Origin of the sequence: Asticcacaulis sp. AC402 (assembly GCF_000495835.1) — a bacterium.
In the GTDB taxonomy this organism is placed as follows: domain Bacteria; phylum Pseudomonadota; class Alphaproteobacteria; order Caulobacterales; family Caulobacteraceae; genus Asticcacaulis.
In genome coordinates this window covers 25,040-47,173 of the sequence record NZ_AWGC01000030.1, presented here as the reverse complement: position 1 = coordinate 47,173, position 22,134 = coordinate 25,040, and the positions used below count along the sequence as shown (strand labels likewise).

General features: G+C 61.2%; 19 protein-coding genes. 12 read left to right on the top strand and 7 right to left on the bottom strand.

Annotated features, from left to right (window positions below; translation table 11 throughout):
- Positions 1-214 precede the first annotated feature (214 nt).
- From ileS to mutL, 5 genes are all read left to right on the top strand, one after another.
- Positions 215-3,214: an isoleucine--tRNA ligase gene (gene ileS / locus ABAC402_RS36140; RefSeq protein ID WP_023450773.1), complete on the top strand. Its 3,000-nt coding sequence runs from the start codon at positions 215-217 to the stop codon at positions 3,212-3,214.
- Entirely contained in the window at positions 3,207-3,740 is a 534-nt protein-coding gene (gene lspA, locus ABAC402_RS36135; protein ID WP_031235939.1) for a signal peptidase II, read from the top strand. Before ileS ends, lspA begins: the two co-directional genes overlap by 8 nt.
- Positions 3,741-3,853: 113 nt before the next feature.
- Entirely contained in the window at positions 3,854-4,411 is a 558-nt protein-coding gene (locus tag ABAC402_RS36130; RefSeq protein ID WP_023450771.1) for a DUF3035 domain-containing protein, read from the top strand.
- Between the two features lie 196 nt (positions 4,412-4,607).
- Positions 4,608-5,372: a methyltransferase domain-containing protein gene (locus ABAC402_RS36125; RefSeq protein WP_023450770.1), complete on the top strand. Its 765-nt coding sequence runs from the start codon at positions 4,608-4,610 to the stop codon at positions 5,370-5,372.
- 286 nt (positions 5,373-5,658) lie between these two features.
- Positions 5,659-7,539, top strand: a complete 1,881-nt coding sequence (gene mutL / locus ABAC402_RS36120; RefSeq protein ID WP_023450769.1) for a DNA mismatch repair endonuclease MutL — start codon at positions 5,659-5,661, stop codon at positions 7,537-7,539.
- 141 nt (positions 7,540-7,680) lie between these two features.
- Here the strand turns inward: mutL and ABAC402_RS40585 are convergent, their stop codons facing one another.
- From ABAC402_RS40585 to ABAC402_RS40985, 3 genes are all read right to left on the bottom strand, one after another.
- Positions 7,681-7,830: a hypothetical protein gene (locus ABAC402_RS40585; protein ID WP_023450768.1), complete on the bottom strand. Its 150-nt coding sequence runs from the start codon at positions 7,828-7,830 to the stop codon at positions 7,681-7,683.
- Positions 7,831-8,027: 197 nt separating this feature from the next.
- Positions 8,028-8,600, bottom strand: coding sequence for a 16S rRNA (guanine(966)-N(2))-methyltransferase RsmD (rsmD, locus tag ABAC402_RS36115; RefSeq protein WP_023450767.1), 573 nt, complete (start codon positions 8,598-8,600; stop codon positions 8,028-8,030).
- 14 nt (positions 8,601-8,614) lie between these two features.
- Entirely contained in the window at positions 8,615-10,753 is a 2,139-nt protein-coding gene (locus ABAC402_RS40985; protein ID WP_235079996.1) for a pseudouridine synthase, read from the bottom strand.
- 56 nt (positions 10,754-10,809) lie between these two features.
- Here ABAC402_RS40985 and tadA point away from each other — a divergent pair, with 56 nt between their 5' ends.
- The 4 genes from tadA (at position 10,810) to ABAC402_RS36090 (ending at position 15,158) form a co-directional block, all read left to right on the top strand.
- Complete coding sequence (gene tadA, locus ABAC402_RS36105) at positions 10,810-11,274, top strand: tRNA adenosine(34) deaminase TadA (RefSeq protein WP_023450765.1); 465 nt, start codon at positions 10,810-10,812, stop codon at positions 11,272-11,274.
- Positions 11,271-12,101: a mechanosensitive ion channel family protein gene (locus ABAC402_RS36100; RefSeq protein WP_023450764.1), complete on the top strand. Its 831-nt coding sequence runs from the start codon at positions 11,271-11,273 to the stop codon at positions 12,099-12,101. Before tadA ends, ABAC402_RS36100 begins: the two co-directional genes overlap by 4 nt.
- 211 nt (positions 12,102-12,312) lie before the next feature.
- Positions 12,313-14,676, top strand: a complete 2,364-nt coding sequence (locus ABAC402_RS36095) for a M1 family metallopeptidase (protein WP_023450763.1) — start codon at positions 12,313-12,315, stop codon at positions 14,674-14,676.
- Between the two features lie 2 nt (positions 14,677-14,678).
- Entirely contained in the window at positions 14,679-15,158 is a 480-nt protein-coding gene (locus tag ABAC402_RS36090; protein ID WP_023450762.1) for a DUF6702 family protein, read from the top strand.
- A gap of 102 nt (positions 15,159-15,260) precedes the next feature.
- On the opposite strand, the gene ABAC402_RS39465 is transcribed toward ABAC402_RS36090, so the two are convergent.
- The 4 genes from ABAC402_RS39465 to ABAC402_RS36070 form a co-directional block, all read right to left on the bottom strand.
- On the bottom strand, positions 15,261-15,926 hold the full coding sequence (locus tag ABAC402_RS39465; RefSeq protein ID WP_023450761.1) for a hypothetical protein: 666 nt from the start codon (positions 15,924-15,926) through the stop codon (positions 15,261-15,263).
- A gap of 99 nt (positions 15,927-16,025) precedes the next feature.
- Positions 16,026-16,658 carry a DUF4328 domain-containing protein gene (locus tag ABAC402_RS36080; RefSeq protein ID WP_023450760.1) on the bottom strand — a complete coding sequence of 211 codons (633 nt, stop codon included), beginning with the start codon at positions 16,656-16,658 and terminating at the stop codon, positions 16,026-16,028.
- A gap of 23 nt (positions 16,659-16,681) precedes the next feature.
- A complete protein-coding gene (locus ABAC402_RS36075) occupies positions 16,682-17,641 on the bottom strand; it encodes an acetyl-CoA carboxylase carboxyltransferase subunit alpha (RefSeq protein ID WP_155847458.1) in 960 nt (319 codons plus the stop codon).
- Between the two features lie 108 nt (positions 17,642-17,749).
- The gene (locus tag ABAC402_RS36070; protein ID WP_031235932.1) at positions 17,750-18,679 is read right to left on the bottom strand and encodes a site-specific tyrosine recombinase XerD; all 930 of its coding nucleotides are present in this window, start codon (positions 18,677-18,679) and stop codon (positions 17,750-17,752) included.
- A gap of 111 nt (positions 18,680-18,790) precedes the next feature.
- On the opposite strand from ABAC402_RS36070, the gene ABAC402_RS36065 reads away from it, so the two are divergent.
- Genes ABAC402_RS36065 through ABAC402_RS36055 form a run of 3 tightly spaced genes read left to right on the top strand, consistent with a single transcriptional unit; the run spans position 18,791 to position 21,808 of the window.
- Positions 18,791-19,372 carry a shikimate kinase gene (locus ABAC402_RS36065; RefSeq protein WP_023450757.1) on the top strand — a complete coding sequence of 194 codons (582 nt, stop codon included), beginning with the start codon at positions 18,791-18,793 and terminating at the stop codon, positions 19,370-19,372.
- Positions 19,369-20,508 carry a 3-dehydroquinate synthase gene (aroB, locus tag ABAC402_RS36060; RefSeq protein ID WP_023450756.1) on the top strand — a complete coding sequence of 380 codons (1,140 nt, stop codon included), beginning with the start codon at positions 19,369-19,371 and terminating at the stop codon, positions 20,506-20,508. Before ABAC402_RS36065 ends, aroB begins: the two co-directional genes overlap by 4 nt.
- Before the next feature lies 1 nt (position 20,509).
- Complete coding sequence (locus ABAC402_RS36055; RefSeq protein WP_023450755.1) at positions 20,510-21,808, top strand: HlyC/CorC family transporter; 1,299 nt, start codon at positions 20,510-20,512, stop codon at positions 21,806-21,808.
- Positions 21,809-22,134: the final 326 nt, after the last annotated feature.

The window sequence follows — 22,134 nt, the reverse complement described above, 5'->3', positions numbered from 1 at the left end:
GAGTCGGCATCGCGCACCAGGCCAGAAGCAGCAACGACTTTATCGGCATGCGCTCTAGGCAAGGCACGGGGGCTCTGTTAAAGCCACGTCATGTCGATGTTTGGGACCGTTATACGAATTTGACGCCCGGTGCGGAAAAGCCGCGCCGGGACGATGCTTCACCTTTGATTCTCCTTGGCCCTATTGCCGACACACTATTACCTGACGAAAAGCCATGCCCGATACCGACCCCAACATGACCCGCGATTACCGCGAAACCGTCTTCCTGCCGCAGACCGATTTTCCCATGCGCGCCGGCCTGCCCAAGGCCGAGCCCGAAATGCTGAAAAAGTGGGACGAAGCTAATCTCTATCATGCCGTCCGCAAGGCGCGCAAAGACGCCGGCGCGCCTTTGTTCGTGCTGCACGACGGCCCGCCCTATGCCAACGGCAATATCCATATCGGCCACGCCCTCAACAAGCTCCTGAAGGACTTCGTCGTCCGTTCACGCTTCCTGCTGGGTTATGACGTCGATTACGTTCCCGGCTGGGACTGTCACGGCCTGCCGATCGAATGGAAGATCGAAGAGGAATTTCGCGCCAAAGGCCGCAAAAAGGATGAGGTGCCCGCCGCCGAGTTCCGTAAGGCCTGCCGCGAGTACGCCCTGAAATGGATCGATGTACAGCGTGAGGAGTTCAAGCGCTTAGGGGTCCTGGGCGAATGGGATCAGCGCTACGCCACCATGGACTTCGGCACCGAGGCCAAGGTGACGGCCGAGTTCCACAAGTTCCTGATGTCAGGCCAGCTCTATCGCGGCTCCAAGCCAGTGATGTGGTCGCCGGTCGAACGCACCGCTCTGGCCGATGCCGAGGTCGAGTACCACCCGCACGTGTCGCCAACCGTCTGGGTGCGTTTCCCGGTAACCAACACCGCCAGTTCCAGCGTCTTTGGCGATACTGCTGAAGAAGCCGATGAACTGAACGAATTGATGGCCGGAGCCCATATTGTCATCTGGACGACGACGCCGTGGACCATCCCGGCCAACCGCGCCGTCAGCTTCAACCCGAAAATCGCCTATTCGGTCTATGAGATCACCGGCATGAAGACAGAGGCCGAACTGGGCTTCGCGCCGTGGGCCAAGCCGGGCGACAAGCTTATCCTGGCCGACAAGCTGGCAGAAGCCGTGCTGATCGCGGCCAATGCGGCGGCGTGGCACAAGGTCGTCGACGTGCCGGGCCACGTCATGTCCGGCCTGGTCCTGGCGCACCCGCTGGCCGCGCTCGATGCCGGTTACGGCTTCGAAGTACCGATGCTGGGGGGCGATCACGTCACAGACGATGCCGGTACCGGGTTTGTCCACACGGCGCCCGGCCATGGTACGGACGACTATCTGGTGTGGCTGAAGTCCGGGCGGTCGCTCGACTCGATCCCCGAAACGGTCAACCCGGACGGCGCCTATTATCCGCATGTCCCGCTGTTTGGCGGCCTGCAGGTATTGGAGGTCGAAGGCAAGAAGGCCGGCAAGTTCGGTCCGGCCAATGGCGCGGTCATGGACAAGCTGATCGAGGCCGGCCACCTGCTGGCGCGCGGCCGGGTCGAGCACTCGTATCCGCATTCGTGGCGTTCCAAGGCGCCGGTTATCTTCCGTAATACACCGCAATGGTTTATTCGCATGGACGGCGATGACCATAATGACGACTCGTTGCGTACCAAGGCTCTTCGCGGCATCCATGCGACGCAGTTCTACCCCGACACGGGCCGCAATCGCATCGGCGGCATGGTCGAGACGCGGCCGGACTGGCTGATCAGTCGCCAGCGCAACTGGGGCACGCCCCTGGCCATGTATGTCGACAAGACGACCGGCGAACCGCTGAAGGACGAGGCCGTCAACGCCCGCATCATCAAGCTGATCGCCACTGAGGGCGCTGATGCCTGGTTCACGCGTCCGGATGCCGATTTCCTCGGCAACGGCTACGATCCAGGGAATTATGAAAAGGTCACCGACATTCTCGATGTCTGGTTTGATTCCGGCTCGACCCACGCCTTTGCCCTGGAAGACCGCCCGGATAACGGAGGGGACACCGCCTGGCCGGCCGACCTCTATCTCGAGGGTTCGGACCAGCACCGTGGCTGGTTTCAGTCGTCGCTGCTCGAATCCTGCGGCACGCGCGGGGTGGCCCCGTTCAAGGGCGTGCTGACACACGGCTTCGTCCTCGACGAGAAGGGCGAGAAGATGTCGAAGTCCAAAGGAAATGTCGTGGCGCCCCAGGACATCGCCAAGGAGTCAGGTGTCGAGATCCTGCGCCTTTGGGTTGCCCTGTCGGACTATTCCGAAGACCTGCGCATCGGCAAGGAGATCCTGCAGACCACGGTGGATGCTTATCGCAAGCTGCGCAACACCCTGCGCTATCTGCTTGGCTCGCTGAACGGTTATGACTCTTCCGAAGCGGTCGATTATCACGACCTGCCGTCGCTGGAACGCTATGTGCTGCACGAAGTCCATCGCCTCGACCAACAGGTACGCGCCGCCTATGAGGCCTATGACTTTTCTGCCGTGATCCGTCCGGTCAGCGAGTTCTGCTCGCAAACCCTGTCGACTCTGTATTTCGATGTCCGCAAGGACTGCCTCTATTGCGACCAACCGTCGTCATTGAAGCGGCGCGCCTGCCGTACCGTTCTGAACATCCTGTTCGAGCGATTGACGGCGTGGCTGGGGCCGATCATGACCTTCACCGCCGAAGAAGCGTGGACGTCCCGCTTCCCGAATGAGACGGCCAATCTTTTCCGCACGCTGGATGACGTGCCCGAACGCTGGGCCAATCTGTCGGAGGCCGTGCGCTGGGGCAAGATCGAAACCGTCCTGTCGGTAGTCACGGCTGCACTCGAGGAAAAACGCCGCGACAAGGTCATCGGTTCGGCGCTGGAGGCCGCGCCCGTGGTCCATATCGCCGACATCTCCCTCTATGAAGCCTTTGCTGACAATTCCGGCGACATGATTGACGCCGCCGAGGTCTTCCGCACCTCGCAGGCGACGCTCAGCCTGGACGCCGCGCCGGAAGATGCCTTCCGCCTGGAGGGTATCGCGATGGTGGCCGTGAACTTCCAGTTGGCAGAGGGCAAGAAGTGCCAGAGATCGTGGCGAATCCTGCCCGAGGTCGGCAGCGACGCCCGCTACCCTGACCTGTCCTTGCGTGACGCCGAAGCCGTCGCTGACTGGGATGCTGCCCATGCGTGAGGATATCGACAAGCTTGTGGCCGAGTTCCGGGCCCCGATTACACCCATCGGCCTGAACCTGTTCTGGATCGTGATCGTCATCGTGCTGGCCGACCAGGTAACAAAAGAATGGGTTTTGTCCGGCTTGAAGCTGCAACTGGGTGAGAGCGTCAAGATTTTGCCGTTCTTTAAGATCAGCATGGTGCACAACGAAGGGATCAGTTTCGGTCTGCTCGGTTCCGGCGGTGCCATGCGCTGGGTGCTGACTCTGTTCCAACTGGTCGTGGCGGGGCTCTTGACCTGGATCATTTTCCGGGTTCGCCGGCCGTTGCTGGGGATTGCCTTCGGGCTGATCGCCGGCGGGGCCATCGGCAACGCCGTCGATCGGATTCGCTTTGGCTATGTCGTCGACTTTGTGGACTTCGCACCGATTTTTCCGTGGGTCTTCAATGTCGCCGACAGCGCCATCTGCATTGGCATAGCGTTGCTGGCCTGGTTCTTCTACCAGACAGAGCGCGAAGCCAAGGCTGCACCGCCTCAGATGTGACCGTTGTCGGGCGTGACCGTTTCCGGTTAACCCCTTGGCAGACGGCCATAAACCAAGTATCACTCCCTGTCCGGGCGGTTGCGCCCGCGGCGGGGGCAAATGGAGCTTACTACATGAAGTCGCTTAAGGTCGCGGCCGGATTGATGCTTTTGGCGGGAGTGGGCCTGACGGGCTGCGAATCCACCAAGAGTGCGCTGGGTCTCAACAAGGTCGTGCCGGACGAATTCCGCGTCGTCACCAAGGCGCCACTGGTCGTTCCGCCGGACTATGCCTTGCGTCCGCCGTCGCCGGGTGAACCGCGGCCGCAGGAATTGCAGCCGGAAAGCGCGGCGCGCCAGGCCCTGCTGGGTCAGCGCGATGCCGTCAACCGGACCCAGGGCGAGCAACTGTTCGTCGCCCAGGCTGGCGCCGAAAAGGCCGACCCTCTGGCGCGTTATGTCGTCGACGACGAGTTCGGCGATCTAACCTACAAGGACGCCAGCTTCGCCGATACGGTGCTGTTCTGGCGCAAGAAGGACACGACCGTGGCCGGTTCGAACACGGCGATCGGGGCGGAAGTCGCACAGGTCGATGCCGTTGCCGAGGCCGAGCGCGTCAAGGCGCTGACCGGCGACCAGCCGATCGTCATCGCCCAGAAGAAGGAACGCAAGTTCAAACTTCCCGGCCTGTGATTGCAGAAAATTCACTTGTGAGATTTTAGAAAAAGGCGTTCCGTCGGGACGCCTTTTTTCGTGGCATGTTTTGAGCTCAAACGCCGGACCAGGCGCCCCCCAATGGCTCGCCGCATAAGCGGCGGCGGCCAAGATGCGTTATCTGGCGCCCTTGCCATGCTGCTTCGCAGCTTGGCGTAAACCAGAGGAGGATACCATGGTGTCGCTGCGTTCCCTTTCGCTTGCCCTGATCCTGATGCTGGGGGCGGCCCCCGCCTTCGCCAGCCCGGAATGCGCTGCCGATGCCACGACGCAGGCCCGCGTCTCGGCCGCCTTGGCCAGGGCCGACCGTCCCGCCGACCAGGTTGAGCGCGATGCGGTCCGCAAGGCCGAGATCGACTTTCTGCTGAGTCACATCAAGCCAGGCGACCGCGTGTTGGATATTGGCGCGGGTCAGGGTTATGCCTCATATCTGCTATCGACGGCGGTATGCGACGGCAAGGTGGTGTCGCAGAACCCGCAGAGCTGGGTCGACTACTACAAGATGGGTCCAGCGCGCGATGCCATGGCGGCGGCGCGGCCCAATGTCAGCCTGATGACGGCCGACTTTACAGCCATACCGGCGCCAACTCAGCCCTATGACGTCATCTTCCTGGGCATGGTCTATCACGACACCTACAACTATCAGCCGGCCGACTATAATGTGCAGACTTTTCTCGGCCTGCTGAAGGCACAACTGAAGCCGGGCGGCGTGGTGATCATCACCGACCACGATACAGCGGCGGGCGTGGGTATTACGCAGACCAATACGCTGCACCGAATCGAGAAGGCGCGCGTGCTGGCCGACTTCCATGCGGCGGGATTTGTGCTGGCCGAAGACAGCCCAGTGCTGGAAACCGACGAGGACCACAGCAAGAACGTGTTCGACCCGACGGTGCGCGGGCATACGGATCGGATGGCATTGGTGTTCAAGCGGCCATAGTGTGTGAGGCTCGACGGTTCGTAAGCGTTTGACCACGAACCGCCGCTACGCGGCTTCACGAAAAGCACGAACTTCAGGACGTGCTTGAAATTATGCCAACCCGAGATAATACCAACCCTCGATGACCTTGACTCATCGCGGGTTGGCATTTTCCTTGGCCCCGCTTCGCATCGAGACAGGGGCCGCCCCACGTGCAGATACGCCCTAAAGTTCGTGCCGTTCGTGTGGTTCGTGGTCAAAAACTTCCTTTCTTAACAACCGCGACGACTCCGGCTAGTATGAACCGATGTCGAACATTCAGCGTCTGCCCCAGGATACCATCAACCGCATTGCCGCCGGGGAGGTCGTCGAACGCCCCGCCTCGGCCGTCAAGGAACTGGTCGAAAACGCCATCGATGCCGGCGCCCGCCATATTGACATCCGCGCCGAACAGGGCGGGCTCAGCCGTATCCTGATCGAAGACAACGGCTCCGGCATGGCCGGCCCTGATCTGGAACTGGCCGTCGAGCGCCATGCGACCTCCAAGCTGAAGCCTCAAGCCGACGGTTCCTGGGACCTGCTCCATATTCAGACGCTCGGTTTCCGCGGCGAGGCCCTGCCCTCCATGGGGTCCGTCGCCCGGTTGAACATCGTCTCCAAAGCCAGGGGCGCCCAAGCCCTCGCTATCCAGGTCGAAGGTGGCGCGGTGTCAGGTCTCAAACCCGCCGCCTTCGGTGGCGAACACGGCACCCGCATCGACCTGCGCGATCTTTTCTATGCCACGCCGGCGCGGCTGAAGTTCATGAAGTCCGAACGGTCGGAAAACATGGCGATCGCCGAAGAGGTTAAGCGCCAGGCCATGGCCCACGAAGACGTCGGCTTTTCGCTGGAACTGGACGGCAAGCGCGTGCTGAAACTTTATGCCGAACAGCCCGGGTTCGAGGGACGCCTGCGCCGGTTGGCGGCCATTCTGGGGAGCGATTTCGGCGACAATGCCCTGCTGATCGACCAGTCCCGCGAAGGCGTATGCCTGACTGGCTATGCTGGCTTGCCGACCTTTTCGCGCGGCAACGCCATGCACCAGTACCTGTTCGTCAATAGCCGGCCGGTGCGTGACAAACTGCTGACCGGCGCATTGCGCGCCGCCTATGCCGACTTTTTGGCGCGCGACCGCCATCCCCTGGCCGCTCTGTTCGTCGAAATCGACCCACAAGACCTCGATGTCAATGTCCACCCGGCCAAGGCCGAGGTCCGCTTCCGCGATCCCAATCTGGTGCGCGGCCTGATTATCGGCGCGCTGAAGCACGGCCTCGCCTCAGCCGGCCATCGCGCTGCCACCACGGTCGCCCAGACGGCCCTGACCGGTTTCCGGCCCGAGAGCGTTCAACCCTTACTCACCGAAGGAAGGCGAGTTTGGCAAGGCAACGACGACTGGCAGAACCGGCCGACACCGTCCCAGCTTGCCGCTGTTCGCCCCTTCATGGCGCCGGAGCCGTTCGCGCCAACGGCCCGAGTAGAGCCCGGTCACGCCGCGCCCTTCGCGCAAGGTGTGTCCGAAGCGGCAGTGCTGGAACGCGCACCTGAGGTTATCGCCGCCCCGGCAGAGTTTTTTCCGTTGGGCGCGGCGCGAGCCCAGATACACGAGACCTATGTCATCGCCCAGACTGCAGACGGCCTGATCATTGTCGACCAGCATGCCGCTCATGAACGCCTGGTCTACGAGCAGATGAAAGTCGCGATGGCCGATGGTCACGTGCAAAGCCAGGGCTTGCTGATACCGGAGATCGTCGATCTCGAACGCGAGGAGGTGGCCCGGCTGATCGCCAGACGCGACAACCTGGCCGAGATGGGGCTGCAAATCGAGGCTTTCGGCCCGACCAGCGTCCTCGTCCGCGATGTTCCTGCGCTTCTGGGGGATTGCGACATCGCCGGCCTGGTCCGAGATCTGGTCGACGATCTGACCGAACACGGCGAACTGCTGGCGCTGAAGGAACGGATGGCCGAGATTTGCGGCGACCATGCCTGTCGCCACAGCGTGCGGTCGGGTCGGCGGCTCTCTGCCGACGAGATGAACGCCTTGCTGCGCCAGATGGAAGTCACCGCGCATTCCGGACAGTGCAACCACGGCCGCCCGACCTATGTTGAGTTGAAGCTTAAGGATATCGAGAAGCTGTTCGGCCGCCGGTGAGTGCCTGGCGTTAGCTACCTTGCAGCCCACATAAGCAGAGGGATGCGGCAACCGCATCCCTGATCTTGCGCACTTATATCCGACCTAAGGATTTCATATGGAAACCCGCGAACCGGAGGGCGCGCAGGCGTGTTTGAAATATCAGTGGGTCAGGTTGAGAATGATGAGGCCAAGCCCCATGACGACACCCCAGGCCTGAACGCTAAGTCCCGCAATCAGCAGGAGTTTCAGCGCGTCCGGCCGGCGCTTGGACGCCTTGGTTTTCACCGCATGAGCCGATTGATAGTCCATGTCATCACCCCTAGTTTTCTAGTTTTACACTACGAGGCGTTGCAGCAAGTTTTATGCCTTGCTTATCATTTACGCCTTGTTAACGACATATTGTGGATAAGACCGGCTAACCGTCAATACATAATCTCGTGCCGTGAGCCAAAAATACCACTCGCAGGCGCGAAACGTAATTTTTTATTATACAATTCAATGACTTATTAAATGTAAATTTTTTGTTTAAGAAACAAAACCTGCGCCGCGCCGTAGGTTTTAGTGTTGACTATTTCCCACACCCCTGTGACAAAATCATCCTCATCCACGCCCCGTTCAAAGACGATTGTGGCATTTTCGGACAGCCAGTTACCGCTAACAAGAACGTCCAAAGCCTTCTCACCCAAGCCTTTGCGGTAGGGAGGATCGAGAAAAACGAGATCAAAGGCTTCGCTTTTCGGGCCGGGACGGACGCCCAGGTCGGTCGCGTCCCGGCGATGGACACGCGTTGTGCCAAACAGACCGAAGGTCTCTACATTGTCCCGAATCGCGCCACGCGCCGTCTCGTCGGTCTCCACGAACAGGCAAAAGGCGGCGCCGCGCGACAAGGCCTCCAGGCCCAGAGCGCCGGAGCCGGCAAAGGCATCCATCACCCGGGCACCGTCGAGGTCGGGCGCCCAGTCGGCATGGGCCAGGACGTTGAAAATGGCTTCGCGCGCACGATCTGAGGTCGGACGCGTCGTGCGTCCATCCGGAGTCGTGAGGTTGCGCCCCTTGAACTGACCGCCAACGATACGCATCGTGCCGTCAGGTCTCAGCTGTCACGCGACGGCTTGCGGCCGAAGGACGGCTTGCCGCCGAATGAGGGTTTGCCGCCCGGACGCGGGCCACCAGGACGCGGGCCAACAGGACGGGGCCCCTCGGAGCGTGGCCCATCTGAGCGTGGCCCATCGGAGCGTACCCTGTCGGATCGCGGGGCGTCTGAACGGGGACGGTCTGAACCGCCGCCACCAAACTTGCCGCCCGGTTTGCCGCCGAAGCCACCCGGCCGCGGCCGGTCGCCGTAGCTCTTGCGCGCTTCACTGCCTGCACCGTCGCGGCCCTTGTAGGCAGGACGCTCACCCGACGACCGGTCACTGGCTGGCCGGTCATTGGTTGGGCGGTCGGAAGGCCGTGCACTGGAGGGGCGATCACCGGAAGGGCGAAATGGCTTCTTGTAGCCGCCGCCAGCTGCGTCGCGATCCTGTCGTGGTGCATAGGGTTTCTTGTAGCCCTCGCCGGCCGGGCGTTCGGCACGCGGCTTGCTGTCGTAGGGCTTGGATGTGTGGGGTTTGGAGGCGTCGCCGCCGCCACGATCCGGACGGGGGGTATAGCTGGAACGAGCGTCGTCGCCTGCCGGACGGTCGAAGCGCGGCTTAGCCCCGAATTCACGCTTGGCGCGATCATAAGCACCGGCCTCACCCTGGGCCGGGCGCGGCGCATAAGGTTTCTTGGCATAAGGCTTGGAGGCGTAAGGCTTTTGGGCGTCACCGCCGCTGCGGTCGGGGCGCGGAGTATAGCTCGAGCGGGCGTCATCGCCGGCCGGGCGGTCGAAGCGCGGCTTGGGCCCGAATTCGCGTTTGGCGCGGTCGTAAGCGCCAGCTTCACCCTGAACCGGCCGCGAGGCATAGGGCTTCTTTTCGTAAGGCTTCTTGTCGTAAGGCTTCTTGTCGCTGCCGGCGCCACGGTCCGGGCGCGGGGTGTAGGTCGAGCGGGCATCACCGCCGTCACGAGGCGCGCCATAGGACTTGCTCTGAACTGGTCGCTCGAAGGGGCGTTCCGGCTTGCGGTCGCGGGCTTCGCCGTCGCCTTCGAAGCGTGGACGCTGATCGAAATCGCGTTCCCTGTAGTCGCGCTTTTCCTCAAAAGCCGGCTTGCCGCGTGGTGGTTTCCTGTCGAACCGGTCACCGCCACCGCGGCGGCCGCCCAAAGCTTCACCACGAGCCTCGCCGCTTCTAAACGACTCGCGCGGGGCATCGCGCGTCTGGGAGGCGCTTTCCGGCGGCAGATTTTTCAACGGCACGACATCCGCCAGCAGTTCGCGAATAACGCGCGGGCCGACTTCTTCGACCTCGCCACTTTCGAGATTGCCGAGTTGGAACGGGCCATAGGCCAGGCGGATCAGTCGGTTAACCTTCAGTCCGATCGATTCCAGCACCTTGCGGACTTCGCGGTTCTTGCCTTCGGTGATGGCCACCGTCAGCCAGACATTGGCGCGACCGTCGGCCTTTTCGGCGATCTTGTCGATCACGGCCTCCATCGGGCCGTAGATGACGCCGTCGACCGTCGTGCCGTCCTTCAGCGAGTCGAGGCGCGCCTGCGAAGTGTTGCCCAGCGCGCGGACTCTATAGCGCCGGACCCAACCCGAAGACGGCTTTTCCAGCGAACGGGCCAGTTCACCATCATTGGTCAGCAGCAGGAGGCCCTCGGAATTGAGGTCGAGACGCCCGACCGAAATGACGCGTGGCAGGTGCGACGGCAGTTGTTCAAACAGGGTCGGACGGCCTTGCGGGTCGGAATGGGTGGTGATCAGGCCGACAGGCTTGTGATAGCGCCACACGCGGGTTGGTTCGGCCTTGCCGATAACCTGCCCCTCGACGGTGATAACATCGACCGAAGACACCAATACGGCCGGGGTTTCCAGGATGCGGCCATTGACCGCGATTTTCCCCAGGCCGATCAGGCGCTCGACTTCGCGGCGCGAGGCCAGGCCGGCGCGGGCCAGGACCTTGGCGATGCGTTCGGTAGCCTTCGGGGGGGGCTTGCCATCCTTGCCGCCGTCCTTCTTGAAACCCTCCTTCTTGAACCCGTCCTTCTTAGCAAAGGGTTTCTTGGTGAAGGTCTTTTCGGGTGTTGGGGTCGCTTCGTTCGGTTGCGAAACGTCACGCTCTCCAGCGTTACTCTCGTCGGTCACGGTCATATCCTTGAATTGTACTTGACGCCGCAGGCGGAGCCGTCTTTGAAAACGCTATGAAAAGCGAAGACGAAACCTTGATGCAGACGGCGCTGGACCTGGCCCATGAAGCGGCCCGGTCCGGTGAGGTGCCGATAGGCGCCCTAATCTTCGATCCGTCAAGTAAAACTGTTGTGGCTACGGCAAGAAATTCGCCAATTTGGCTTAACGATCCGTGCGCCCACGCGGAAATCCTGGCCTTGCGCGCCGCGGGGCAGACCATCGGCAATTATCGCCTGAGCGGCTTGTGGCTTTACGTCACGCTGGAGCCTTGTGCCATGTGCGCCGGCGCCATTTCCCACGCCCGGATCGCCCGGTTGATCTATGGCGCTTCGGATCCCAAGGGCGGCGCGATCGCCCATGGGCCGAAGTTCTTTGTCCAGCCGACCTGTCACTGGCGGCCGGAGGTCAGCGATGGCGTGCTGGCGAAGGACAGTTCGACCCTGCTCAAAAGCTTCTTCAAGGAAAGGCGCAAGGCGTGACCAAGCCCCCTGTAACGCCCGATATTGTCAACCGCGTGCTCAGCCACCCGGACGTGCTGACCAATATCGCCATCGCCTGCATCATCCTGCTGATTACGCTTTGGGTGTCGAAGTGGCTGGCCGACGGCGCCAAGAAACTGGTCCGCCGCTTTGTGCAGAATGACGCCGACCGGACCCTGCCGGAATTCATGTCCCAGGTTATCCGCTGGCTTTTGCTAACGGTCGGCGTGGTGGCGGCGCTGAGCCGGCTGGGGGTCGAGACCACCTCCTTCATCGCCGTTCTGGGTGCCGCGTCCCTGGCCATAGGCCTGGCTTTACAGGGAACGCTGGGAAATGTCGCCGCCGGACTGATGATCCTGTTCAACCGGCCGTACCGGATCGGCGACACGGTCAAGATCGGCGAGGTTACGGGCACGGTCCATCGCCTGGGACTGTTCGCCACCGAAATCAACACAGCTGAAAACCTGCGCGTCTTTGTGCCGAATACCAAGATATTCTCCAACGAAATTAACAACTTCACGACCAATGGCGCGATCAAGATCGAGGTCAAGCTGGAGGTCGGCATGGCCACAGACCTGACCGCCTGCCTCGACCTGCTGCTGCATGTGGCAAAGGCTCAGGCCGGGCGCATGGAGTCGCCTGAGCCGTGGGTGGCGCTGCAGGACTTCGCGCCCAGCGGCATGATCTTCAAGGTCGCCATTTTCGTGCCGCCGAATGCGGCGCAGGGCGCCCGGACACGGTTGATCCTGGACCTCAAGGCGGCTTTGACCGCGGCAGGGATCGAAGTGCCCTACCCGCATCAGGTTTCGGTGGAACGCCCCGGGTAAAAATGTCATTAGAGCGGGATGAGTTTTGATGGAATCAACACCCCGCTCTAAGTTTTTGTTTTGTCGCGCAATTTATCCGAAAAGTGCGTCACACTTTATCGGATTGCGCTCTAAGATGACAATTCGCTTGCATTCGGCGGCACCGCTTGGTTTCAATACAAACCAGTTGCCGCTGTCCGCAGGAGCGAATGTGAAGCATATTGTGTTGGGAATGGCGCTGCTGATGGCGCCCGCCGTGGGGTTTGCCGATCCGGTCGAGCAAACCAAAGGGAAGTTCGAGGACAAGTTCCGCCAGCTGGAAGGCGAGGCCTGGCCGACCCCGACCGACTACCGCAACGCCGCCGGTGAGCCAGGTTACCGTTACTGGCAGCAGAAAGTGGACTATCGCATCAAGGCGACGCTCGATGAGGCGGCCAAAACCATCACCGGCAGCGAAACCGTCACTTACCAAAACAACTCTCCCGACACACTGCGTTATCTGTGGCTGACGCTCGATCAAAACAATTACAAGCGCGGTTCAATCGCCGAGTTGACGCGCACCACCGCCGGCAAAGAACTCACGACCTCAGGCGTGCGCCGCGCCAAGCGGATGCAGACCTGGGAAGGCGGCTTCAACGACCTGAAGGTGACCGATGCGGCAGGCGCACCCCTGCCCTTCACCGTGGTCGATACCCTGTTGCGCATCGACCTGGCGCAACCGCTGAAAAGCGGAGAAACTTTAACATTTTCAATGAACTGGTCGTTTCCCATCCCGGAAACCAGGGTGGTCGGCGGTCGGTCGGGCTACGAATGCTTCACCAAACCGGGCGAAGACGGAAACTGCATCTTTTTGGGGGCGCAGTGGTTCCCGCGCCTGGCCGTCTATTCCGACTACGAAGGCTGGCACAACAAGGCCTTTGTTGGCGCCGGCGAATTCACCCTGGAATTTGGCGACTATGAGGTCGAGCTGACGGTACCCGCCGACCATATCGTCTCGGCAACCGGTGAATTGCAGAATCCGGAAGCCATATTAAGCGCTGCCCAGGCAAGCCGGTTGGACCAGGCGAAGACTGCCGCAGAACCGGTCTATATCGTCACGGCTCAAGAGGCGGCCGCGGCGGAAAAGACCAAGGCGGCCGGCACCAAGACCTGGCGCTTCACGGCCGGCAATGTCCGCGACTTTGCCTTTGCCTCGTCGCGCAAGTTCATCTGGGACGCCCAGGGCGTCAAGAATGCCGATCCAGCCCATCCCGTGGTCATGGCCATGTCGTTTTATCCAAAGGAGGCGCGCCCGCTGTGGGACGCCTATTCCACCAAGTCGATCGCCCATACCTTGAAGGTCTATGGCGATTTCGCCTTCCCCTATCCCTATCCGACGGCTCAGTCGGTCAATGGTCCGGTCGGTGGCATGGAATATCCCATGATCACCTTTAACGGGCCGCGGCCGATCAAGGACAAGAAGACCGGTGAACTGACCTATACCGAACGTGCCAAATACGGGCTCATAGGGGTCGTCATCCATGAGGTCGGTCACATCTGGTTCCCGATGACCGTCAATTCCGATGAGCGCCAGTGGACATGGATGGACGAAGGTATCAACTCCTTTGTCGAGTTCCAGGCGCATAAGCAGTGGGACAAGAAGTTTCCCTCGCGCCGGGGCGAGCCGCGCGACATGATCGAATACATGGTCAGCGAGAACCAGGTTCCGATCATGACCAATTCGGAATCGATCCCTCAGTTCGGCAATAATGCTTACGGAAAGCCGGCCACGGCCCTGGTCATCCTGCGCGAAACCGTCCTGGGTCGCGAAACTTTCGACTTTGCTTTCAAGGAGTATTCCAGGCGCTGGGCCTTCAAGCGACCGACCCCCTATGACTTCTTCCGGACCATGGAGGAGGCCTCCGGCGTCGATCTCGACTGGTTCTGGCGCGGCTGGTTCTATTCCACCGACCACGTCGATATCGAGCTGGTCGACATCAAGAAGGCGCGCATCAACACCCGTGATCCCGAGATCGAAAAGCCATGGGAAAAGCTGCAGGACGACGAAAAGCCCGACTCGCTGACCGAGATGCGCAACACCGAACCGACTGTCGTCTCCACCGATCCGAAAACGCGCGATTTTTATGACGAAACCACCGCGTTCACGCCGACCGTCAAGGCGAAGAAGAAATACGCCGACGCCATGAAGGACGCCGAACCGGAGCTGAAAGAAGCGTTGGCGGTCAAGGATAGCTTCTACAACCTGACTTTCCGCAACAAGGGCGGGTTGGTCATGCCGGTGATCGTCAAGCTCGATTTCACCGACGGCACGTCAGAAACTGTGCGCATTCCTGCCGAAATCTGGCGCATGAATCCTGTTGAGGTCACTTGGCAGTATGTGACGCCCAAGACGCTGAAACAGGCCGAACTTGACCCGCTGTGGGAAACCGCCGACGCCAATACCGCCAACAACGCCTTTCCACGCCGCATCGATTCCGTCACCTTGGGGATCACCGATTCCGAAGAACCAGCCAACCGGATGAAAGACATGGAACTGATCGTCACGCCCGACAGCACCAAGACAGCGCCGCAAGCCAAGAAAGATGAGAAGAAGTGAAAATGCTGCTTCTGCTGGCGGCCGCCGGGCTGATGGCGGCCGGCGCCGCCCAGGCTCATCGCGGCCACCATACCCTGTCGGTAGTTGAGATCGGCGACAGCGGAGAGGTCACCGTCACCCACACCCTGTCGGCGCACGATACCGAACCGGAACTGGTCGAATTGGCGCCCGATGCCGCCCCCAGCGTCGACGACCCATTGGCACTGAAGGCTCTGGAGAACCATCTGTCCCAGGCCTTCACGGTCAATGGCCAGGCTCTGGAGTTTATCTCGCGTGATTTCCAGGGCGATGATCTTACCTTCGTGTACCGCGGCAAACTACCATCACAACCCGCCGTGGTGACCATCGGGTACGGCTTGTTCCCCGCTACTGAGCATCCGCCGGAAGGCGTGGTCAATGTCCGTGCGGGCGGCGTCACCCAGACGCTGCATTTTGAAGGCGGCGACGCGCCGAAAAGCGTCCGTTTCGCCGCCGCTCCCTAAACGTGTGTTGGACAACAATCGCTGTATGACTACGGTTGAGATTGCGAAACCGCTTGCCGTTTTGTGTGCGCGCCGCTTCGATTTTTTCCCAACGGGCTCTGATCAGAATCGGATACCAACCGCCAGTGACACGACCGGCCAGGTCTTGGTACTGTCGAGGTCTTTCTCGATTGACTGGCGCTCCTGCTCCAGTGACGACTGGTAGGCTGGGTTGCTGGCGAAGCTGCCGTCGGAGGTCAGGGTGACCTTCGGCGCGCCCTGGAAGAAGGCGCCAGCTTCCAGGCTGATCACCGCCGGGTAGAGACTCCATTCGGCGCCGACGCCGAGATAGGGTGCTGTCTTTTCGTAGCGGGCGCGTGCCGTCAGCGTGCCAATCTGGTCGGGCGTGTAAGTCGCGCCACCGATTTCGGCATTGCCGGTCGGGCGCGCCGAGGCGTCGATCTTGTTGCCGTTCGAATAGAGGCCGGCCGAGACAAAGACGGGACCTTCGTTAAACGGAAAGAAGTCGGCCTGAACGCCGACCGAACCCAGCTTGAAATTGCCGTTATACCGAATGTCGTCGATCTCGTCGTCGTAATCGATATCAAGCGTCTGGGCTATGCCTCGCAGACGAATGAAGGGCAGTATCTTGGCCCCACCTTCAACGCCGACACCGAGGGTGCTGGCGCGGGCAGCGATATAGGGATCTTCTATAGCCTGGGCCGAAGTGGCGGGCAGCAGGACGGCGGCTACAGAAAGGGCGGCCGAGGCCAGAACGAGCTTGCGCATGGGGATGTCTCCGCTGAGGATGGAATCACTCAAGCGTAGGAAGCACCCCGTCGGGTTACAAATTGGTTAGTGGCCGAATTATGTGAGGACGGCGTAAGCTCAAAACTGATCGGCGATCCGGACGTCGGATGCGACCTGGTTCCTGGCGATATCGCGGACCAGTTTCATAAAGATCAGGGTCGCTAAGACCGACAGGGCGCCTCCTGCAACAATAAACACCGAACCCAAAACCTCCAATTCAAAGCGATCGGCAATTCGAAGCAACAGATTGCTGATCAGGAAGGTCCACCACCAAATGATCAGTAGCGGCGGAGCCGCCGCGGCATAGCGGCCGTTGGTTTGCCCCATGGCTGTAAGCCAGATATCGCGCATGTACTGATAGGGCTTGTAAAGGGAGGCGAAGGGCACAAACCACCAGCCGACCGCCCACCCCGGATGCAGCGTCAACGTCGGACGGATCGCCATGGTATTGCGCGTGGCGCCGTAGAACCAAACCAGTGCCACCACACCCCCGATAACCGTTGCGGTCACATAGAGCAGGCCTGCGAGCGCGGAACCAATCGCCATAGGATCTTCCATCGTCTCGTAATCAAAGGGAAACCCGGTTGCGACCGGCACGACATTGCACAAAGCATAAAGAGCCAGAGCCCCGGCCTTGACGCCCGCCAGGATCAAAGTCCACGTCGTCAGTGCCTTAAGTGGCCGAAAATGGTAGTTTTTCTTTTGCATCATTGCCCCCCTTATTATCGTTCAAGCTAGCCCAGGCCGACCCGTCCGATATCGTAAAAGCGCTTGGCGCGCTGTTCCACCAATTGTTCCGGCGACAGGAAGCTGAGCGCTTTCAGTTCCTCTTCCAGGACATCTCCCAGCGATTCAATCATGAACTCCGGATCGGAATGGGCGCCGCCCGCCGGTTCTTCGACAATACGGTCGACTATACCCATCTTCAGCAAATCGGGCGCCGTGATCTTCATCCGGTCAGCGGCATCCCTGGCGCGGGCGCCGTCCTTCCAAAGGATAGAGGCAGCGCCTTCGGGTGAAATAACGCTGTATATCGAATGCTCCAGGATCAGGACGCGATTCGCCGCGGCCAGCGCTATGGCGCCGCCCGAGCCGCCCTCGCCCGTTACGGTCGCCACCATGGGCGATCTCAATGTCAAACCGCGCTCGGTCGAGCGGGCAATCGCCTCGGCCTGGCCACGCTCTTCGGCGCCGATGCCCGGCCAGGCGCCGGCCGTGTCGACAAAGGTCAGGACCGGCAGGCCGTATTGCTCGGCCATATCCATCAAGCGCACTGCCTTGCGGTAGCCTTCCGGCCGGGCCATACCGAAATTGTGCTTCAGCCGGCTGGCGGTATCAAACCCCTTTTCATGGCCCATGACCACGACAGCCTGGCCACGGAACCGACCCAAGCCGCCGACGATGGCCTGATCGTCGCCGAACTTGCGGTCACCGCGAAGTTCGACGAATTCGGTAATCAGGCCGCCGATATAGTCGACAAGGTGCGGTCGTTCGGGATGGCGCGCGACCTGGGTTTTCTGCCACGGCTCCAGCCGGGCATAGGTTTGCTTGCGCAGCACTTCGGTGCGATCGCGCAGGGCCTGCAGTTCCAATTCAAGATTGGCGCCGCCGGATTGAGACAGGGCGGACAACTCCTCGATCTTGGCTTCGAGGTCGGCGATCGGACGTTCGAAATCGAGATAATGTCGCATCAGGTCGCTCTGTGAATGGCCCAAGTGTTCGCGCGAAGCGCAAATTTGCAATGATCTTCTAAGGGAGCAGCGCTTTAACAGCAAGTCTGCGCAACGGAAAGCGGATTCTTCTTAGCTGACTCTGGTCCTGGACAGGGGGTGATGGGTCTCGACGACCTCGCGCAGGCGTTCTCCTGCAACGTGGGTATAGATCTGAGTCGTCGAAATATCGGCATGGCCCAGCAGCATCTGGACGACGCGGAGGTCGGCGCCGCCTTCCAGCAGGTGGGTGGCAAAGGCATGGCGCAGCACGTGCGGCGACACCCGCGCCGGATCGATCCCGGCCTCAACCGCCGCCTGGTCCAGCAGTTGCCCGACCCGGCGCCGGGTCAGGTGGCCTTCCTTTCCGCGGGAGGAGAAAAGGTAAGGGTTCGCCTTATCTCCGCTGGGCAGGAAGGTATAGCGGATATCGAGATATGCCTTGATCGCCGCCCGTGCCGAAGGGTTCAGCGGTACAAGACGTTCCACGCCGCCCTTGCCCTTGATGATCAGAAAGGCCGGGTCGCGAGCAACGGCGTCCAGTTTCAGCCCGACCAACTCCGAGATGCGCATACCCGAAGCGTAGGCCATCTCGATCAGGCATTCCAGACGCACGGCCTGGTTGGGCGCGATGGCATCGGCGGCGTTGATTAAGGCATCTACCTCGTCGCACTCCAGGATCTTGGGCAGTTTCAGTCCCTTCTTAGCCGCGGCGACTTTGCGCGACGGGTCATGCGTCATCAGGCTTTCGGCGACGCAGAAGCGATAAAACTGGCGCACGGCCGAGCGCTTGCGCTGCAGGGAGGACGAGGCCAGACCGCGCGCCGCCAGGCCTTCAAAATACCCCCCGATATCGCTCTCACCCAGGCCCAGCAAACCCTGCGGTGAAACCTTGCATATCGTCATCAGGTCGTCGAGATCGCGGCCATAGGCGTCCAGGGTCTGTCGGGCGGCATTGCGCTCGACAGCCATCATCTGCAGGAATTGTCGTACCGGATCGAGGCGGGAACTGGGGTGGGACATGAGGGCTTTAGGGGCTCTGGCGGGTTTTTTCCCGTGGAGTCTGGCAAAGCCCCCCTAACATCGTGTAAAAGTTTCGTATTATGACTCCTTTCTCCTTTTCGCGGCCGTGATATGACCGCGACACCCCAGCCTGCGGCGGCGCCAGAGCCCGAACGCCCCAGTTTTATTCTGCCCAGGACCGTCGCCCTTATCGGCTTGATGGGGGTCGGCAAGACCACGATCGGCAAGCGCCTGGCCGAACAGTTCGCCCTGCCCTTCGTCGACGCCGACGAGGAAATCGAAAAGGCGGCCGGGCAGAGCGTTGCCGACATCTTCACGCACTACGGCGAACAGGGCTTCCGCGACGGCGAGGAACGGGTTATTGCCCGCCTGCTCGATTCGCCGGTTCATATCCTGGCCACCGGCGGCGGCGCACTCACCTCCGTCAAGACCCGCGAACGGCTGAAGGCCAAGGCCATCACTGTGTGGCTAAAGACCGATCTGAAGGTACTGTCCCGTCGCGTCGCCAACAAGCCGCACCGGCCGCTGCTGCGTGATCGTTCGCCGATGGAGGTGCTGAAGGAGCACGCCCGAATCCGTTATCCGCTGTACGAAATGGCCGATGTCGTGGTCGATACCGGCGACCAGTCGCACAGCAAGGCCGTCGAGATGGTGCTGAACGCCCTGCAAGCCTATGTGGAGTCCCAGGCATGATCACCCGCATTCCCGTCGAAGGCGTTGGCTTCAAGGCCTATGAGGTTCTGGTTGGCAAGGATCTGTTGAAGGACGCTGCCGGCTATATATCCCCGTTCCTGAAGATCCGCCGCGTCTTTATCGTCACCGACGCCAATGTCGCGCCGCTGCACCTGGCGCCGCTGGAGGCGCAGTTGACCGCTGCGGGTATCACCGCCCAGCACCTCATCGTTGAGGCCGGCGAGCAAACCAAGTCGTGGGAAGGTTTAAAGACTGTGACGGACGCCTTCGTCAGTGCCGGTCTCGACCGCAAGGACATCGTCCTGGCCCTGGGCGGCGGCGTTGTCGGCGACCTGACCGGTTTTGCCTGCGCCGTCTATATGCGCGGTATCGACTTCATCCAGATCCCGACAACCGTCCTGGCCCAGGTTGACAGCTCCGTTGGAGGGAAAACCGCCATCGACCACCCCCAGGGCAAGAACCTGATCGGCGCCTTTCACCAACCTCGCCTGGTGCTGTGCGATCTGGACGTCCTGACCACCCTGCCCGCCCGCGAAGTGCGCTGCGGTTATGCCGAGATCATCAAATACGGCCTGTTGGGTGATCGCGATTTCTTTGACTGGTTGGAGGCAAATGACGCAGGTGTGTTGGCGCTGGAGCCCGAGGCCATTCGCCATGCCGTCGCCCGCTCGGTCGAGATGAAGGCGCAAATCGTCGCCCAGGACGCGCGCGAAGGCGGCGCCCGCGCCCTGCTCAATCTGGGCCACACCTTCGGCCATGCCCTGGAGGCCGAGGTCGGTTTCGGCGACCTGCTCCTGCATGGCGAGGCTGTGGCAGTCGGCATGGCGCAGGCCTTCCGCTACAGCGCGGCCACAGGTGCCTGTGCGGCGGGCGACGCCAACCGCGCCATTGCCGCCATCCGCCACGCTGGCTTGCCAACCGCCATGTCCGACATTTATTGGAAGGATGGGCGCAACTCCCCCTTCGACCCCGAGCGGCTGCTGGTCCATATGGGTCACGACAAGAAGGCCGAGGGCGGAACTCTAACCTTCGTCCTGGTTGAAGGCATCGGCAAGGCGTTCGTAGCCAAGAAAGTCAACCGTCAGTCGATTCACGATTTCCTGGTGCGTGACGGAGCGCACTTCCAAGAGGCTTAAAATGCTGATCGCCACCCTGCTGGTTCTGGCGCCGTTTCTGATCGTCCTGTTGTTTTCGTCAGCGCTGTTTTCTGCCGGCGAGACCTCGCTGACGGCTGCCTCGCGCGGCCGCATGCACCAACTGGAGCGCGACGGCGACAGGGGTGCCAAGCGGGTTAATATCCTGCTGAGCGACCAGGAAAAGATGATCGGCGCCATTCTTCTGGCCAACAATGTCCTCAACATCGGCGCGTCGGCCCTGACGACCAGCGTCCTGGGTGGTTTGTTTCCGGGCTACTGGGGCGTGGCGATATCGACGGCGGTGATGACGGTGCTGATCCTGGTATTCGGTGAAGTTCTGCCCAAGACTCTGGCCATTCTTAAACCCGACGATGTCGCCCGCAGCCTGTCGCCCCTGGTCATGTGGACCGTCTATATTTTCGGACCCGTCGTCCAGGCCGTGCAGTGGTTTGTGCGTGGCACGCTGCGGCTGTTCGGCGTCAGGCTGTCGATGGAGGTCGACGTCCTGGCGGCGCACGAAGAGATCCGTGGCGCCGTGGAGTACCACCACGACGAAGGCGCCGTCGAGGCGGAGGATCGCAACATGTTCCGCGGCGTTCTGGATCTCCAGGATCTGGACGTCAGCCAGATCATGGTGCACCGCAAATCGATCGACATGATCGACGCCGACCTGCCGATGGCCGAGATCATCGAGGCGGCGCTGAACTTCAGTCATACCCGTATCCCGATGTACCGCGACAACCCGGAAAACATCATTGGCATCCTGCATGCCCGCGACCTGATGGCGGCGGTGACCCGCGCCCGGGGCGATCTCGGCTCGGTCGACGTCATGGGCATTACCCGCACACCGTGGTTCATCCCCGATACCACCAACCTGAAAGATCAACTGGCCGCCTTCCTGAAACAGAAGCAGCACTTCGCGCTGGTTGTCGATGAATACGGCGCCTTGCAGGGCCTGGTGACTCTGGAAGATATCCTGGAAGAGATTGTCGGCGAAATCGATGACGAGCACGACGCGGTCTTTACCGCCATCCGGAAGCAGTCGGATGGCTCGATCCATGTCGACGGCGATATGCCGATCCGCGATCTGAACCGCGCCATGGACTGGGGCCTGCCCGACGATGTCGCCGTGACCGTGGCCGGCCTGGTCATCCACGAGGCGCGGACCATCCCCGAGCCCGGCCAAACCTTCCTGTTTTACGGTCGCCGGTTCCAGATTATGCGTCGTCAACGCAACCAGATTACGGCGCTGAAGATCACGCCCGTGTCGGTGGCAACGGGACTAAATTCCGAGGCCTGAGCGAGACTGGTTTCAAGGGTTTGAACCACGGATGGACACAGATAGACACGAATTTCCGGGTCCTTCGGAACCTGCTGCGTAGCGACGCCTGTATAATGTTTGGAACCGCGAAGGAACGCGAATGAACGCGAATAAGAAGAGCTCCAAAGGCGCTCAATAGCTTCGGTTGTCAAAATCAACCTGAAGAAGTAAATTTTCACGAGTATTCGCGTTCATTCGCGTTCCTTCGCGGTTCCAAACACTTCAGGCGCCGTTTCGCGGTTGGTGCGGGACGACCCGGAAATCCGTGTCCATCCGTGATCCAAATGACAAAATGACCCGACCGG

Coding starts and splice junctions, on each gene's coding strand:
- ileS (WP_023450773.1), top strand. CDS start 215: ATGCCCGATACCGACCCCAACATGACCCGCGATTACCGCGAAACCGTC.
- lspA (WP_031235939.1), top strand. CDS start 3,207: ATGCGTGAGGATATCGACAAGCTTGTGGCCGAGTTCCGGGCCCCGATT.
- ABAC402_RS36130 (WP_023450771.1), top strand. CDS start 3,854: ATGAAGTCGCTTAAGGTCGCGGCCGGATTGATGCTTTTGGCGGGAGTG.
- ABAC402_RS36125 (WP_023450770.1), top strand. CDS start 4,608: ATGGTGTCGCTGCGTTCCCTTTCGCTTGCCCTGATCCTGATGCTGGGG.
- mutL (WP_023450769.1), top strand. CDS start 5,659: ATGTCGAACATTCAGCGTCTGCCCCAGGATACCATCAACCGCATTGCC.
- ABAC402_RS40585 (WP_023450768.1), bottom strand. CDS start 7,830: ATGGACTATCAATCGGCTCATGCGGTGAAAACCAAGGCGTCCAAGCGC.
- rsmD (WP_023450767.1), bottom strand. CDS start 8,600: ATGCGTATCGTTGGCGGTCAGTTCAAGGGGCGCAACCTCACGACTCCG.
- tadA (WP_023450765.1), top strand. CDS start 10,810: ATGAAAAGCGAAGACGAAACCTTGATGCAGACGGCGCTGGACCTGGCC.
- ABAC402_RS36095 (WP_023450763.1), top strand. CDS start 12,313: ATGGCGCTGCTGATGGCGCCCGCCGTGGGGTTTGCCGATCCGGTCGAG.
- ABAC402_RS36090 (WP_023450762.1), top strand. CDS start 14,679: ATGCTGCTTCTGCTGGCGGCCGCCGGGCTGATGGCGGCCGGCGCCGCC.
- ABAC402_RS39465 (WP_023450761.1), bottom strand. CDS start 15,926: ATGCGCAAGCTCGTTCTGGCCTCGGCCGCCCTTTCTGTAGCCGCCGTC.
- ABAC402_RS36080 (WP_023450760.1), bottom strand. CDS start 16,658: ATGATGCAAAAGAAAAACTACCATTTTCGGCCACTTAAGGCACTGACG.
- ABAC402_RS36070 (WP_031235932.1), bottom strand. CDS start 18,679: ATGTCCCACCCCAGTTCCCGCCTCGATCCGGTACGACAATTCCTGCAG.
- ABAC402_RS36065 (WP_023450757.1), top strand. CDS start 18,791: ATGACCGCGACACCCCAGCCTGCGGCGGCGCCAGAGCCCGAACGCCCC.
- aroB (WP_023450756.1), top strand. CDS start 19,369: ATGATCACCCGCATTCCCGTCGAAGGCGTTGGCTTCAAGGCCTATGAG.
- ABAC402_RS36055 (WP_023450755.1), top strand. CDS start 20,510: ATGCTGATCGCCACCCTGCTGGTTCTGGCGCCGTTTCTGATCGTCCTG.